This window comes from Pseudomonas sp. UBA7500 (assembly GCF_002478435.1).
GTDB lineage: Bacteria > Pseudomonadota > Gammaproteobacteria > Pseudomonadales > Pseudomonadaceae > Aquipseudomonas > Aquipseudomonas palmensis.
This window is the reverse complement of record NZ_DLNW01000018.1, coordinates 16,531-30,037: the sequence shown is the minus strand read 5'-3', so window position 1 is coordinate 30,037 and position 13,507 is coordinate 16,531. Positions and strand designations below refer to the sequence as shown.

The window sequence follows — 13,507 nt, the reverse complement described above, 5'->3', positions numbered from 1 at the left end:
ACCTGAACCCACCGTGGATCAGGCAGCCCCCAGCCGCCGAGCCGCAATCAGCGCCCTGCCACCGGCTCGAACAACGACACCGCCGCCGCATCCACCTTGCACGGCAACAGGCCCTGGGCAAAGAACACATCGGCAATCTGCTGCTGTTCGGCCAGATGCTCCGGCTTCACCAACTGCACGTCGTAACTGCGCCGCGCATTGGCCTGCTCCACCGTGGCCACATCCAGGTTGCCCCACAACGGCCCCAGCACCTGCGCCGCCTGCGTAGGGTTGGCCTTGGTCCACTGCCCCGCCTTCTGCAACGCACCGAACACGGTTTCAAGCACCTGCGGATGCGCCTTGGCGTAATCGCTGCCCGCCAGGTAGTAACGCTGGTAACTGGCCAGCCCCTGCCCGTCGCTCAGCACCCGCGCATGTTGCTGGCGCTGGGCGCTGGCCACGAACGGGTCCCAGGTGACCCAGGCATCGACCTTGCGGTTCTCGAACGCCGCACGGCCATCGGCCGGGATCAGGTAGGCCGGCTGGATATCGCTGAAGGTCAACCCGGCCCTGGCCAGGGCCTGTATCAACAGGTAATGGCTCCCCGCGGCCTTGGTCACCGCTACCTTCTTGCCCTTGAGGTCCGCCAGGCTGTGCAGCGGCGAATCCGCCGGCACCAGAATGGCCTGGGCCAGTGGCGATGGTGTCTCGCGGGCAAAATAGGTCAGCCGCGCCCCCGCCGCCTGGGCGAACACCGGCACGGTGTCGGCCACATCCGCCGACACATCGACATTGCCCAGGTTCAAGGCCTCCAGCAGCGGCAGGCCGCTGGCGAACTCATGCCAGCTGACCTGTATGCCCTGCTGCGCCAGCTGCTGCTCCAACGTACCCTGGGCCTTGAGCAGAATCAGCAGCGTCGAGGATTTCTGGTAACCGATGCGCAGGGTTTGCCCCGCGCTGGCGCTACCGACCAGGCTGGCGCCAAGCAGCGCGCCGATGGCCAGTTGTCGCAGACGTTTGAACGGTTGCATGGGGTCAGCTCCTGTCAGTGGGCCTGGGTCACGGCGACCCTGGCGGGCAGCACGAAGCCGCCGGCAAAGGTCGGCGCCACGTCCAGACGTTGGGCAATCAGGCCGTGGGCCTGGTAGAAGTCGGCGGTTTCCTGCTGTTCGGCGATGGTGCCGGCGTCCACGACCTGCCAGCGCAACTGGCGACGCTCGAACTGCAGCCGGGCCGCGTCCTGCGGGAAGCCGATGATCTGCGCCAGGGTCTTGGAGTAGCTGTCCAGGTTCTGGTTGGCCCACACCTGGGCCTTGGCCAGGCGCGCCAGGTAGTCCTGCAGGGCCGCGCGCCGGGCCGGGTCGGCCAACGCCTTGTCGGTCGCCGCCAGAAAGCTGTTGCCACTGGACAAGCCGCGACCATTGACCAGCACCCGGCCCTGGCCGGTGGTTTCGGCCAGCGCGGTGTAGGGCTCCCACGTCGCCCAGGCATCCACCGAACCGTTGGCCAGGGCCATCCTGGCATCCACCGGGCCAAGGAAGCGGAACTCGACGTCCTTCTCGCTCAGCCCCGCGCTGGCCAGCGCCTTGAGCGCCACGTAATGGCCAATCGAGCCGCGCCCGGTGGCGATGCGCTTGCCCTTGAGGTCGGCCGCCGCGTGCAGCGCCGACCCGGGGTCCACCAGCACGGCTGTGCCATAGGCGTCGGACTTGTCCACGGCAATCGCCTTGACCTGCGCGCCGGACGCCAGGGCGAACAGCAGCGGCGCATCACCGATGATGCCGGCGTCCACCGCGCCGGCATTGAGCGCCTCGGCCAGCGGCGCGGCAGCCGGAAACTCCGCCCACTTGATGTCATACGGCAGGTCGCGCAGCCCGTCGGCGGCCTCCAGCTGGGCACGCATGTTGCCCTTCTGGTCGCCGATACGCAGTTCGATACGCGGTTCGGCCAGCACCTGCCCGGCCAGCAGCAAGGCGCCAGCGAGGGCGAGAAGTCGTGAAATGGGTGGCATGCAGTGCACTCCTGAAGGCGATTGTAGAGCGACTCTACCGGCTCGTCATAAATCAGTGAAGTGCATTTTATGAATATCCTAATATGCAAATAACGTTTAATTATCGCCATTAGCTTATAACCATAAAGAATTTTACATCAGAAAATTTAACGCATACGGTCATAAGCCCGCCGATCTGCACACACAACTCGGGGCGGGATGACGGCACCCCCGGGTGCTCCCTGGATTTTCTGCGATGAGTGCCTGATGAGCCTGTCTTCTATTGCCGCGCCGTACCGTTCGATCGAGTCGGCCCCTGCCCTGGCCGACCTGGACCCACTGCTGTTTACCCTGACCCGCGAGCTGGCCGCCAGCGCCGCCGAGGTGGACCGCAGCGGTGCCTTCCCCACCGCCAACTTTGCCCTGCTGCAACGCCATGGCCTGCTCGCGCTCACCGTGCCGCGCGAGCTGGGGGGTGCCGGTGCCGACCTCGCCACCGCGCGCAAGGTGGTGGCCGCCGTGGCCAAGGGCGAGCCCTCCACCGCACTGATTCTGGTCATGCAGTACCTGCAGCATGTGCGCCTGCAGGACGACCAGCGCTGGCCGGTGTCGCTGCGCCAGCGCCTGGCCCGCGAAGCGGTGGAGCACGGCGCGCTGATCAATGCCTTCAGGGTCGAACCCGAGCTGGGCACCCCGGCCCGTGGCGGCCTGCCCGCGACCCTCGCGCGGCGTACCGCCGAAGGCTGGCGCCTGTCCGGCACCAAGCTCTACTCCACCGGCAGCCACGGCCTGAGCTGGTACCTGGTGTGGGCGCGCAGCGACGATGCCGACCCGCTGGTGGGTGGCTTTCTGGTGCACAAGGACAGCCCCGGCATCCGCATCGTCGATGAGTGGGATCACCTGGGCATGCGTGCCACCTGCAGCCACCGCGTCGAGTTCGACGATGTGCTGCTGCCGCTGGAGCACGCCGTGGCCGTCAGCCCGGCCAGCGCACCGCGCGCCGAGCTCGATGGCGAAGCTCAGCTGTGGATGGCGGTGCTGCTGGCCAGCCTCTACGACGGCGTGGCCCAGGCCGCACGCGACTGGCTGGTGAGCTTCCTGCGCGAGCGGGTGCCGTCCAACCTCGGCCAGCCGCTGGCCAGCCTGCCGCGCTTTCAGGAGCGGGTCGGGCGCATCGATACCCTGCTGTTCGCCAACCGCAACCTGCTCGACTCCGCGGCCAGCGGCCAGGTCACCGCGCAGCACGCCGGGCAGCTCAAGCAACTGGTCACGCACAACGCCATCCAGGCCGTGGAGCTGGCCATCGAGGCCAGCGGCAACCCAGGGCTTTCGCGGCACAACCCGCTGGAGCGGCACTACCGCAACGTGCTGTGCAGCCGCATCCACACCCCGCAGGATGACGTGGTGTTCCACAGTGCCGGGCGCTCGGCGCTGAGCCAGGAAGCGCCGTGACCCTCGCCCCCGGCTGACAGCGGCCGACCGGCCACGCACCGCCGCCCACCAAATCGGCCTATGCTCAAACAGGCCTGCCGGCGGAGGTGCACATGTGCGGACGACTGAGCCAGTACCACGGCATCCACGAGTTCGTGGACGCCCTGAGCATGCCCAACCCACTAGTCAACCGCGTGGGCGATGCGCCGCTTGGGCACTACAACGTGGCCCCCACCACCCAGCTGGCGGTACTCGGCCTGCAGCATGACACCCTGCACGCCGACCTGCTGCGCTGGGGCTGGCGGCCGCACTGGGCGCGCGACAAGCCGGCACCGATCAATGCCCGCGTCGAGAAGGTGGCCCACGGCCCGTTCTTTCGCGCCATCTGGCCGCACCGGCTGATCGTGCCGGTCGACAACTGGTTCGAATGGGTCGATGAAGGCGGGCCTAAGAAGCAGCCCTACCTGATCCGCCGCCGCGATGGACGCCCTGCCCTGTGCGCGGCCATCGGCCAGCTGGGCGACCCACCCGGCGAACAGGACGGCTGCGTGATCATCACGGCCGACAGCCAGGGCGGCCTGCTGGATGTGCATGACCGGCGCCCGGTGGTGCTGGCTGCAGATGCGGCACGCCACTGGCTGGACCCCGCCACCTCCAAGGCATACGCCGAACAGCTGCTGCTGGACCTCGCCGAGCCCGCCCAGGTGTTCGAGTGGTACCCCGTGGACAGCGCCGTGGGCAACAGTCGCAACCAGGGCCCGGCCCTGGTGCAGCGCCGGCACCCCTGAACGGCGCCTACTCGCCCAGGTACGCCTTCTGCACCTGCTCGTTGTGCAGCAGGTCGCTGGCCTGGCCCTGCAGCGCGATGCGCCCGCCATCGATCACATAGGCGCGCTGGCAGGTCTGCAAGGCAAGCCTGGCGTTCTGCTCCACCAGCAGCAGGGTCACGCCGCCCTTGACCACCTCGACGATGGTTTCGAAGATCTTCTGCACGATGATCGGCGCCAGGCCCATCGACGGCTCGTCAAGCAACAGCAGCTTGGGCCTGCCCATCAATGCCCGGGAAATCGCCAGCATCTGCTGCTCGCCGCCCGACATGGTGCCGGCCAGCTGAAAGGCGCGCTCCTTGAGCCGCGGGAAGATGCCGAACATGCGTTCGATATCGGCCTGGATCGCGTCCTTGCCGTCGGTTCGCGAGAACGCGCCCATCTCCAGGTTTTCGTACACCGTCAGCTTGGGGAAGATCCCGCGGCCTTCCGGCACCAGCGCCAGGCCCTGGCGGATCAGGTCGTAGCTCTTGATCGCCGCATGCGCCTTGCCATCGAAGGTGATCTGCCCGGCCACCGGGCTGAGCAGGCCGGCCAGGGTCTTGAGGGTGGTGGTCTTGCCGGCGCCGTTGGCGCCGATCAGCGCGACCATTTCGCCCTCGCGGATGTGCAGGTCGATGCCCTTGATCGCCTGGATGGCCCCGTAGGCCACCTGCAGGTCGCGTACTTCAAGAATGTTCTTCATGTTCAGGCCACCGCCTCCGAACCCAGATAGGCCTCGATTACCCGAGGATCCCTTTGCACATCGGCCGGCAGGCCATCGGCGATCTTCCTGCCGAATTCCAGCACGGTGACGTGATCGCACAAGCCCATCACCAGCTTCACGTCATGCTCAATCAGCAGCACCGTCTTGCCGTCGGCCTTCATCTTGCACATCAGCTGGCGCAGGCCTTCGGTCTCGGAGGCGTTCATGCCGGCCGCCGGTTCGTCCAGGGCAATCAGCAAGGGTTCAGTGGCCAGCGAGCGGGCAATTTCCAGACGCCGCTGGTCGCCGTAGGAGAGGTTCTTGGCCAGTTCCCCGGCCAGGTGCCCGATGCCCACGTAGGCCAGCCAGTGCCGCGCAGCCTGGCGAATCTCGCGCTCTTCGCGCACGCAGGCCGGGGTGCGGAACACGGCCCCGAACACCCCGCAGCGGGTGCGTACATGGCGACCGATCATCACGTTTTCCAGCGCGGTCATGTTGTGGAACAGCCGGATGTTCTGGAAGGTGCGCGAGATACCCGCCTCCACCACCTTGTGCGGCTTGCTGATGTTCAGCGGCTTGCCGTCGAATTCGACCTTGCCCTCTTCGGCCCGGTACAGCCCGGTAAGCACGTTGAACAGGGTGGTCTTGCCCGCGCCGTTGGGGCCCAGCAGGCCGCGGATCTCGCCGCGCCGGATCGACAGGTCGATGCCGTGCAGGGCCTGCAGGCCGCCAAAGAACTTGCTGACCGAACGCAGCTCCAGTAATACGTCGCTCATACCTTGTCCGCCTGTTGGGCCGGGTGATCGAAGGCCGGCGTGCTCGCGGGCACCGTGGTGCTCAGCGCGGTCGCCGCCGGGATGGGCTCGGGGTCGCCGTCATGCAGCTCGGCGCGGCGCCGGTTGGACGGCCACAGGCCCTCGGGCCGGTAGCGCATCACCAGAATCAGCGCCAGGCCGAACACCAGCATGCGCAGGGTCGAGGCATCCAGCACGTTGCGCAGCACCTCGCGGCTGACGAAGGTCACGTTGTCCATCACGAACGGCTGTATCCAGTTGACCAGGTCGCGGAACACCTCGGGCATCACCGACAGGATCAACGCCCCCAGCACCACGCCGCGAATCGAGCCCATGCCGCCGAGCACCACCATCGCCAGCACCATGATCGACTCCATCAGGGTGAACGACTCGGGGCTGACGAAGCCCTGGTAGCTGGAGAACAGCACCCCGGACACCCCGCCAAAGGTCGCGCCCATGGCAAATGCCAGCAGCTTGAGGTTGCGCTTGTTCAGGCCCATGGCCTCGGCCGCCACCTCGTCCTCGCGCAGGGCCATCCAGGCCCGCCCGATGCGCGAGACTTCGAGGCGCTTGGACAGCACGATGGCGAAGATCACCACCACCAGGAAGAACAGGTAGTAGCTGATCACCGGGGTGACCTTGAGCCCGAACAGGCTCCATGAGGTCTGCAGCGACAGCAGCGCCTCGGGCGCCTGCCCTGCGGCATGCGACCAGGCCCCACCGTCGATGTGCAAGGGTGCGATGTTGCTGATGCCCTGCGGCCCGTTGGTGATGTTCACCGGCTGGTCGAGGTTGTTCATGAAGATGCGGATGATCTCGCCAAAGCCCAGGGTCACGATGGCCAGGTAGTCGCCGCGCAGCTTGAGCACCGGGGCGCCGATCAGCACCCCGCAGATGGCCGCGGCAATCGCTGCCAGCGGGATGATCACCCACAGCGGCCAGTTCAGCACGCCGTCCACCAGCCCGGCCATGTTCAGGTGCGGCGAGGCCAGCAAGGCGTACAGGTAGGCGCCGATGGCGTAGAAGCCGATGTAGCCCATGTCGAGCAGGCCGGCGTAGCCGATCACGATGTTCAGGCCCAGTGCCAGCAGCACGTAGAGCATGGCAAAGCCGAGGATGCGTACCCAGGTGGGCCCCAGGAACGGAATGCTGTCGACGACGAAGGGCAAGGCCACGAACGCCAGGATCAGCAGCAGGTACTGTGCGGTTTGGTTTTTCATGTGCGTTGCCTCCTAGGCCCGGTCGGCCTGGCGTTCGCCCATCAGGCCGTTGGGTCGGAACAGCAGCACCAGAATGAGCACGGCGAACGCGAAGATGTCCTGGTAGTTGGCGCCCAGGAAGCCCCCGGTGAGGTGGCCGGTGTAGCCGGCGGCCAGCGACTCGATCAGGCCCAGCAGCAGCCCGCCGGCCATGGCCCCGAACAGGTTGCCGATACCGCCCAGCACCGCCGCCGAGAAGGCCTTGAGCCCCAGCAGCAGGCCCATGTAGGCGTCGGCCTGGCCGTAGTTGACCGCGCGCATCACCCCGGCGATGGCGCCAAGCCCGGCACCGATCAGGAAGGTCGCGGAAATCACCCGGTTGATGTTGATACCCATCAGCCCGGCCACTTCCTGGTTCTGCGCGGTGGCGCGCATGGCCTTGCCCAGGCGGGTCTTGTCGACCAGCAGCCACAGCCCCAGCATGATCACCACCGAGATGATCATGATGCTCATCTGCACGTTGGTGACGGTGGCGCCGAACACCTCGATCGGGCGGGTTTCGACCACTTCGGGGAAGGTCTTGTAGCCACGCCCCCAGATCATCATCGCCAGGTTCTGCAAGGCGATCGAGATGCCGATCGCGAGGATCAGCGGGGTCAGGCGCGGGGCCTTGCGCAAGGGCCGGTAGGCGAACTTCTCCATGCCCTGGGCCATCAGCATGCACACCGCCGCCGCCACCATGATCGCCAGCAGCAGGGTCAGGATGCCGGGCGCAAAGCCCATGCCCGCGAGCATGCTCAGCACCGAGATGGTCACCATGGCGCCCACCATCACCACCTCGCCGTGGGCGAAGTTGATCAGGCCGATGATGCCGTAGACCATGGTGTAGCCCAGGGCTACCAGGGCATAGATGCTGCCCAGCACCAGGCCGTTGAGGACCTGCTGCAACAAGATATCGAAATTGCCTTCCACGAGCTGAATCCTCAAAACTGCGTTGTCGCTCACCGCGTGCGCTGGCAACAGCGACGCGGCGGCATGCCTGGCAGGTCAGAAATGAACGCTTCTTATTGTTGCGAGCCGGGCGGCCCGCTTGTTATTCGAGGTAGAGCAACGGCTCAGTCGCGCTCGACCGAGAGGGTTTTCCAGCCGCCGTCGGCAAACTGGAACACCGTGGCGGCCGGGCTTTTCAGGTTGCCGAATTCATCGAATGCGATGGTGCCGGTGACGCCCTCGTAGCTTTCGCTCTTGAGTACCGGCAGGTACACGGCAGGGTCGGCCGACTGCGCCTTGACCATGGCGGTGATCGCCGCCCAGGTGGCGTCGTACGCCGCAGGCGAGGACTGCACCACACCCGTGCCGAACTTGGCCTTGAGCTTCTGCTCGAACGCCGCGCCCTTGGGCATCTCCAGCAACGGGGTGCCGTAGTTCCAGGCGTACACGCCCTCGGCGGCGCTGCCGGCCATCTTCTTGAACTCGTCGTTGGGCAGGTTGCCGATGTTCATGAACCTGGCCTTCAGGCCCAGGTTCTTCATCTGCTTGGCCATGGGGGCGGCCTGGTAGTCGAGGGCGGCGAAGAACACCGCATCGACCTTCTGCGACTTGGCGGTGGTGAGGATGGCATTGAAGTCGGTGGACTTGTCGTTGGTGTATTCGCGTACCACCACGTTGCCACCAGCGGCCTTGACCGCCTTGGTCACTTCGTCGGCCAGGCCCTGGCCGTAGGCGGTGCGGTCGTCGAAGATCGCGATGCGCTGGGCCTGCAGGGTCTTGACCAGGTAGTTGCCGGCATAGCGGCCGAGGGTGGCGTCGTCGTTGACCACGCGAAACACGGTCTTGATGCCCTGGCGGGTCAGCGCCGGGTTGGTCGCCGACGGCGAGATCTGCGGGATGCCGGCATCGGCGTAGATCTTCGAGGCCGGGATGCTGGTGCCCGAGTTGTAGTGCCCGATCACCACCGCCACCTTCGAATCCACCAGGCGTTGCGCCACGGCGGTACCGGTACGCGGGTCGGCCACATCGTCCTCGGACACCAGCTTGAACTGGGCCACCTTGTCGCCCAGCTTCAACTGCTGCTGGTTGGCCTCTTCGATGGCGATGCTCACGCCATGTTCCACATCCAGCCCCTGGTGTGCAGAGGGCCCGGTCAGCGGGCCGGCGAAGCCGATCCGTACCAGCTGGGTGTCCGCCGCGTTCGCCGTGCCAGCCCCCATCAGTGTTGCCATCAGTGCAGCAAGGGCGGTCAAACCCCGGTTGTTCTTATTCATTCTCAGCTCCCAGTAATCATTGGACGAACTGCACACGCCTGGCCAACCTCGCCGGCGCACTTGTAAGATAACAGTCAGCAGGCAACTGTCAATGGGTGTATGCTTGAGGAAAATGAAAATGCTGACAAAAGCCACGCACGCCTTGATCCATGCACCTTAACGAGGCATGGGATTGCAGTAGAATCAGGCGCTTGCACCATAACAAGTCAGTTGTTTGATAACATATGGCTACATTTTCGCCGCTACTTCGGGTTTTTAGCGGGTCGGGTGAAATCGACGCAGATCGCGTTTGACGGATGCGCCAACCTGTTCAACCATTCAATCCATCGTGATGAGCACATCAGTTTCAGGAGCTACACAACTATGAATGCGTCGTTTGGAACGCGCAGGGCCAATCTGGCGGAGACAGTGATCCACGAGCTGTCCAACCGGATCGACAATGGCACATACGGGCCGGGGCAGAAGCTTCCGTCCGAACAGGAGCTGTGCAAGGAATTCGGCGTCAGCCGCCCTGTGATTCGCGAGGCCGTGGCCTCGTTGCGTTTGGGCGGTCGGCTGATCGCCCGCCAGGGTGTAGGCGTGTTCGTGGTCGAGCAGGACGTCAAGCGCCTGGGCTTTGCCCTGAGCACCGCAGTCGATGACGTGCGCGCCGCCGCCCACGTGCTGGAACTGCGCCTGGGCATCGAGACCGAGTCGGTCGCGCGTGCCGCCGAGCGCCGCAGCCCCAGCAGCGTGGCGCAGATCACCGAGGCCTTCGACCGCTTCAACGCGCTGGATGGCTCCAACCTCGAGGAAGAGGCCCGTGCCGACTTCGAGTTCCACCTGGCGATTGCCCGCGCCACCAACAACCCGCACTTCCCGCAGCTGCTCGAAGCCCTGGGCCCGGACATCATCTTCGACCTCAACCTCAAGCACGGCCAGTCCACCGGCAAGAACCGCCTGGCGCACATCAAGAAGATCGGCCGCGAACACGGCGCGATTCTCTCGGCCATCAGCATGGGCGACGTCAACGCCGCCCGTTCGGCGGTGCGCAAGCACCTGGAAGAAAGCCTGTCGCGTTACCAGCGCCTGGTCGACAGCGGCGACTGAGCGGCGCTGTCGCCCTGCCCTCGCGGGTCAGCCCAGGCCCAGGCACACGTACTTGATCTCGAGGTAATCCTCGATCCCGTAGCGCGAGCCTTCGCGCCCCAGCCCCGATGACTTCACACCGCCAAACGGTGCGACCTCGGTGGCCAGCACGCCGACATTGACGCCGACCATGCCGTACTCCAGGGCCTCCGAGACCCGCCAGATCCGCCCCACATCCCGTGCATACAGGTAGCAGGCCAGGCCGAACTCGGTGGCATTGGCCTGGGCGATGACCTGTTCTTCGCTGTGAAAGCGAAACAGCGGCGCCACCGGCCCGAAAATCTCCTCGCGGGCCACGCGCATGTCCGGTGTCACCTCGGCCAGCACGGTGGGCTGGTAGAACGCCTCGCCAAGGGGGTGGCGCCGGCCACCGGCGACCAGTCGCGCGCCGCCTTCCAGTGCGTCGCTCACCATCGCCTCGACCCCGGCCACGGCCTTGGCATCGATCAGCGGGCCGACGGTGGTGCCGGCCTGGCTGCCCTCGCCCACCACCAGCTCGCCGACCCGCTGGGCAAAACGCTCGACAAAGCGCTCGTAGATGCCGTCCTGGATGTAGAAGCGATTGGCGCACACGCAGGTCTGCCCGCTGTTGCGGAACTTGGCCACCAGTGCGCCCTCCACCGCCGCCTCAAGGTCCGCGTCGTCGAACACGATGAAGGGTGCGTTGCCGCCCAGCTCCAGGGTCACCTTCTTCACCGTGGCCGCGCTTTGCTGCAGCAACTGGATGCCGATGGGCGTAGAGCCGGTGAACGACAGCTTGCGCACCACCGGGTTGGCGGTCAGTTCGCCACCGATGGCGGCCGAGTCGCCGGTCACCACGTTGAGCACGCCACGCGGTATGCCGGCGCGTTCGGCCAGCACGCACAGCGCCAGGGCGCTGAACGGGGTCTGCGAGGCGGGCTTGAGCACCAGCGTGCACCCGGCCGCCAGGGCCGGGGCGGCCTTGCGCGTGATCATCGCCGCCGGGAAGTTCCACGGCGTGATCGCCGCGCACACGCCAATCGGCTCCTTGGTCACCAGCAGGCGCCGGTCGGCCTGCGGCGAGGGGATCACGTCGCCATACAGGCGCTTGCCCTCCTCGGCATAGAACTCCACATAGGCTGCGGCGAAGGCGATCTCGCCACGGGCCTCGGCCAGGGGCTTGCCCTGCTCGGCGGTCATGATGCGCGCCAGGTCTTCCTGGTGCAGGAGAATTTCGCGAAACCACGCCTGCAAGCGGCTGGCGCGTTCCTTGGCGGTGAGGGCGCGCCAGGCCGGCAGCGCCGCCTGGGCGGCGAGCACGGCGCGGCGGGTTTCGTCGGCGCCCATGCGCGGCACGCCACCCAGGCGTTGGCCGGTGGCCGGGTTGGTCACGTCAATGCTGCGGGCGCTGTCGGCGCCCACCCAGGTTCCATCGATATAGCAACGTTCACGCAGCAGATCAGGATCGGCAAGGTTCATGCTGATGGGCTCGCAGGGGAATGAAGGAAACGGCGGGAGGCAGACCCTGCCCCCGCCTGGAGGGTCAACGCGACGCCAGGGCCTTTTCGCGGATCTGGCTGAGGGTCATGCGCGGGGTCAGCGCCTCGGGGTCGATCTGCACCTCGATCAGCGCCGGCTTGCCCGACGCCTCGCAACGCTCGAACGCACCCGCGAACTGCTCGGTGGCGCTCACCGTTTCGGCATGCAGGCCATAGGCCCGTGCCAGCGCGGCGAAGTCGGGGTTGTGCAGGTCGGTACCCGACACCCGCCCCGGGTAGCTGCGCTCCTGGTGCATGCGGATGGTGCCGTACATGCCGTTGTTCACCACCACCACGATGACCCGGGCGTCATAGTGCGCGGCAGTGGCCAGCTCCTGGCCGTTCATCAGAAAGCAGCCATCACCGGCGAACGCCACCACGCTGCGCTGCGGCGCGGTGAGCTTGGCCGCAATCGCCGCCGGCACGCCATAGCCCATCGAGCCGTTGGTGGGCCCCAGCAAGGTGCGAAACGCCTGGTGCTGGTAGCCGCGGTGCACCCAGCCGGTGTAGTTGCCGGCACCGCAGGTGATGATGCTGTCGGCGGCCAGGTGCTGGTTGAGCCAGGCGATCACCTCGCTCATCTGCACCGCACCGGGCGAACGCGGGCATTCGAAGTTGGCCCGGTAGCCGCTGTTCAGGCGCTGTACCCACTCGGCGAATGCCTGTGGCTTGACCGGCGCCAGCGCCGCCAGTTGCGCGGCGATGGTCGGCATGCCGGCGTTGATCGCCAGGGTCGGCTGGTACACCCGGCCCAGTTCCTCGATGCCGGGGTGAATGTGCACCAGCGCCTGTCTGGGCACCGGAATGTCCACCAGGGCATAGCCGCCGGTGCTCATCTCGCCCAGGCGTGCACCGATCACCAGCAGCAGGTCACTGCTTTTCACCGCCTCCACCAGCTCGGGGCCGGCGGCAAGGCCCAGGTCGCCGGCGTACTGGGGCAAGGTGTTGTCGAACAGGTCCTGGCAGCGGAACGAAGCCGCCACAGGCAGGTTCTGGGCCTGGATGAAGCGCCGCGCATCGGCCACCGCCTCGGCGGTCCAGCCGCCACCGCCCAGCACCACCAACGGGCGCTGTGCCTCGCCCAGCAGAGCCTGCAGGCGCTGCAGGTCGGCAGGTGCCGCCGCCGCCTCGATCCGCCGGGCCGGGCCGGCATCGGCCACTGCCACCCGATCCGTCAGCATGTCTTCGGGCAGGGCCACCACCACCGGGCCGGGGCGGCCGTTGGTGGCGCGGTGGAACGCCTGGCTGAGCAGCTCGGGCAGGCGCGCGGCATCGTCGACCTCCACCACCCACTTGGCCATCTGGCCGAACATGCGGCGGTAGTCGATCTCCTGGAAGGCTTCGCGCTCCACCTGGTCGCGGGCCACCTGGCCGATGAACAGGATCATCGGCGTGGAGTCCTGGAAGGCGGTGTGCACGCCGACCGAGGCATTGGTCGCCCCCGGCCCGCGGGTGACGAAGCAGATACCCGGCTTGCCGGTGAGCTTGCCGTAGGCTTCGGCCATGTAGGCGGCGCCGCCCTCCTGGCGGCACACGATCAGCTCGATGTCGTCCCTGGCATCGTGCAAGGCATCGAGCACCGCCAGGTAGCTCTCGCCGGGCACGCAGAACGCGCGTTCCACGCCATTGATGCGCAAGGCATCGACCAGCACCTGCCCGCCCGTGCGCAGCCCGTTGTTGTCAGTGTTCATCTTGTTGTTCTCCATCAGGC

Annotated in this window: 12 protein-coding genes; 3 read left to right on the top strand and 9 right to left on the bottom strand. The window is 66.6% G+C overall.

The annotated features are described in order from the left end of the window. Positions 1–47: 47 nt before the first annotated feature. Positions 48–1,010 (bottom strand): aliphatic sulfonate ABC transporter substrate-binding protein, encoded by a 963-nt coding sequence (locus B4I46_RS08200; RefSeq protein WP_286899554.1) that lies wholly within the window; start codon positions 1,008–1,010, stop codon positions 48–50. A gap of 14 nt (positions 1,011–1,024) precedes the next feature. Further along, positions 1,025–1,990, bottom strand: coding sequence for an ABC transporter substrate-binding protein (locus B4I46_RS08195; RefSeq protein ID WP_213085786.1), 966 nt, complete (start codon positions 1,988–1,990; stop codon positions 1,025–1,027). Between the two features lie 246 nt (positions 1,991–2,236). Here B4I46_RS08195 and B4I46_RS08190 point away from each other — a divergent pair, with 246 nt between their 5' ends. After that, positions 2,237–3,421 carry an acyl-CoA dehydrogenase family protein gene (locus B4I46_RS08190; protein WP_286899552.1) on the top strand — a complete coding sequence of 395 codons (1,185 nt, stop codon included), beginning with the start codon at positions 2,237–2,239 and terminating at the stop codon, positions 3,419–3,421. 92 nt (positions 3,422–3,513) lie between these two features. Next, the gene (locus tag B4I46_RS08185) at positions 3,514–4,188 is read left to right on the top strand and encodes an SOS response-associated peptidase (RefSeq protein ID WP_229590201.1); all 675 of its coding nucleotides are present in this window, start codon (positions 3,514–3,516) and stop codon (positions 4,186–4,188) included. 7 nt (positions 4,189–4,195) lie between these two features. On the opposite strand, the gene B4I46_RS08180 is transcribed toward B4I46_RS08185, so the two are convergent. The 5 genes from B4I46_RS08180 to B4I46_RS08160 all read right to left on the bottom strand — a co-directional run bounded on the left by B4I46_RS08180 (position 4,196) and on the right by B4I46_RS08160 (position 9,169). After that, positions 4,196–4,912 carry an ABC transporter ATP-binding protein gene (locus tag B4I46_RS08180; RefSeq protein WP_286899548.1) on the bottom strand — a complete coding sequence of 239 codons (717 nt, stop codon included), beginning with the start codon at positions 4,910–4,912 and terminating at the stop codon, positions 4,196–4,198. 2 nt (positions 4,913–4,914) lie between these two features. Further along, the gene (locus tag B4I46_RS08175; protein ID WP_054914344.1) at positions 4,915–5,688 is read right to left on the bottom strand and encodes an ABC transporter ATP-binding protein; all 774 of its coding nucleotides are present in this window, start codon (positions 5,686–5,688) and stop codon (positions 4,915–4,917) included. Further along, entirely contained in the window at positions 5,685–6,926 is a 1,242-nt protein-coding gene (locus B4I46_RS08170) for an ABC transporter permease subunit (RefSeq protein WP_100632635.1), read from the bottom strand. Before B4I46_RS08170 ends, B4I46_RS08175 begins: the two co-directional genes overlap by 4 nt. 12 nt (positions 6,927–6,938) lie before the next feature. After that, entirely contained in the window at positions 6,939–7,877 is a 939-nt protein-coding gene (locus B4I46_RS08165) for a branched-chain amino acid ABC transporter permease (protein ID WP_043864046.1), read from the bottom strand. A 143-nt stretch (positions 7,878–8,020) separates the two neighbouring features. Next, positions 8,021–9,169, bottom strand: coding sequence for a branched-chain amino acid ABC transporter substrate-binding protein (locus B4I46_RS08160; RefSeq protein WP_078481146.1), 1,149 nt, complete (start codon positions 9,167–9,169; stop codon positions 8,021–8,023). A 363-nt stretch (positions 9,170–9,532) separates the two neighbouring features. Here B4I46_RS08160 and B4I46_RS08155 point away from each other — a divergent pair, with 363 nt between their 5' ends. Next, positions 9,533–10,258: a FadR/GntR family transcriptional regulator gene (locus B4I46_RS08155; RefSeq protein ID WP_286899542.1), complete on the top strand. Its 726-nt coding sequence runs from the start codon at positions 9,533–9,535 to the stop codon at positions 10,256–10,258. 27 nt (positions 10,259–10,285) lie between these two features. On the opposite strand, the gene B4I46_RS08150 is transcribed toward B4I46_RS08155, so the two are convergent. Then, positions 10,286–11,737 carry an NAD-dependent succinate-semialdehyde dehydrogenase gene (locus B4I46_RS08150; RefSeq protein ID WP_043864048.1) on the bottom strand — a complete coding sequence of 484 codons (1,452 nt, stop codon included), beginning with the start codon at positions 11,735–11,737 and terminating at the stop codon, positions 10,286–10,288. A gap of 64 nt (positions 11,738–11,801) precedes the next feature. Further along, positions 11,802–13,487, bottom strand: a complete 1,686-nt coding sequence (locus B4I46_RS08145) for a thiamine pyrophosphate-binding protein (protein WP_286899540.1) — start codon at positions 13,485–13,487, stop codon at positions 11,802–11,804. Positions 13,488–13,507 lie beyond the last annotated feature (20 nt).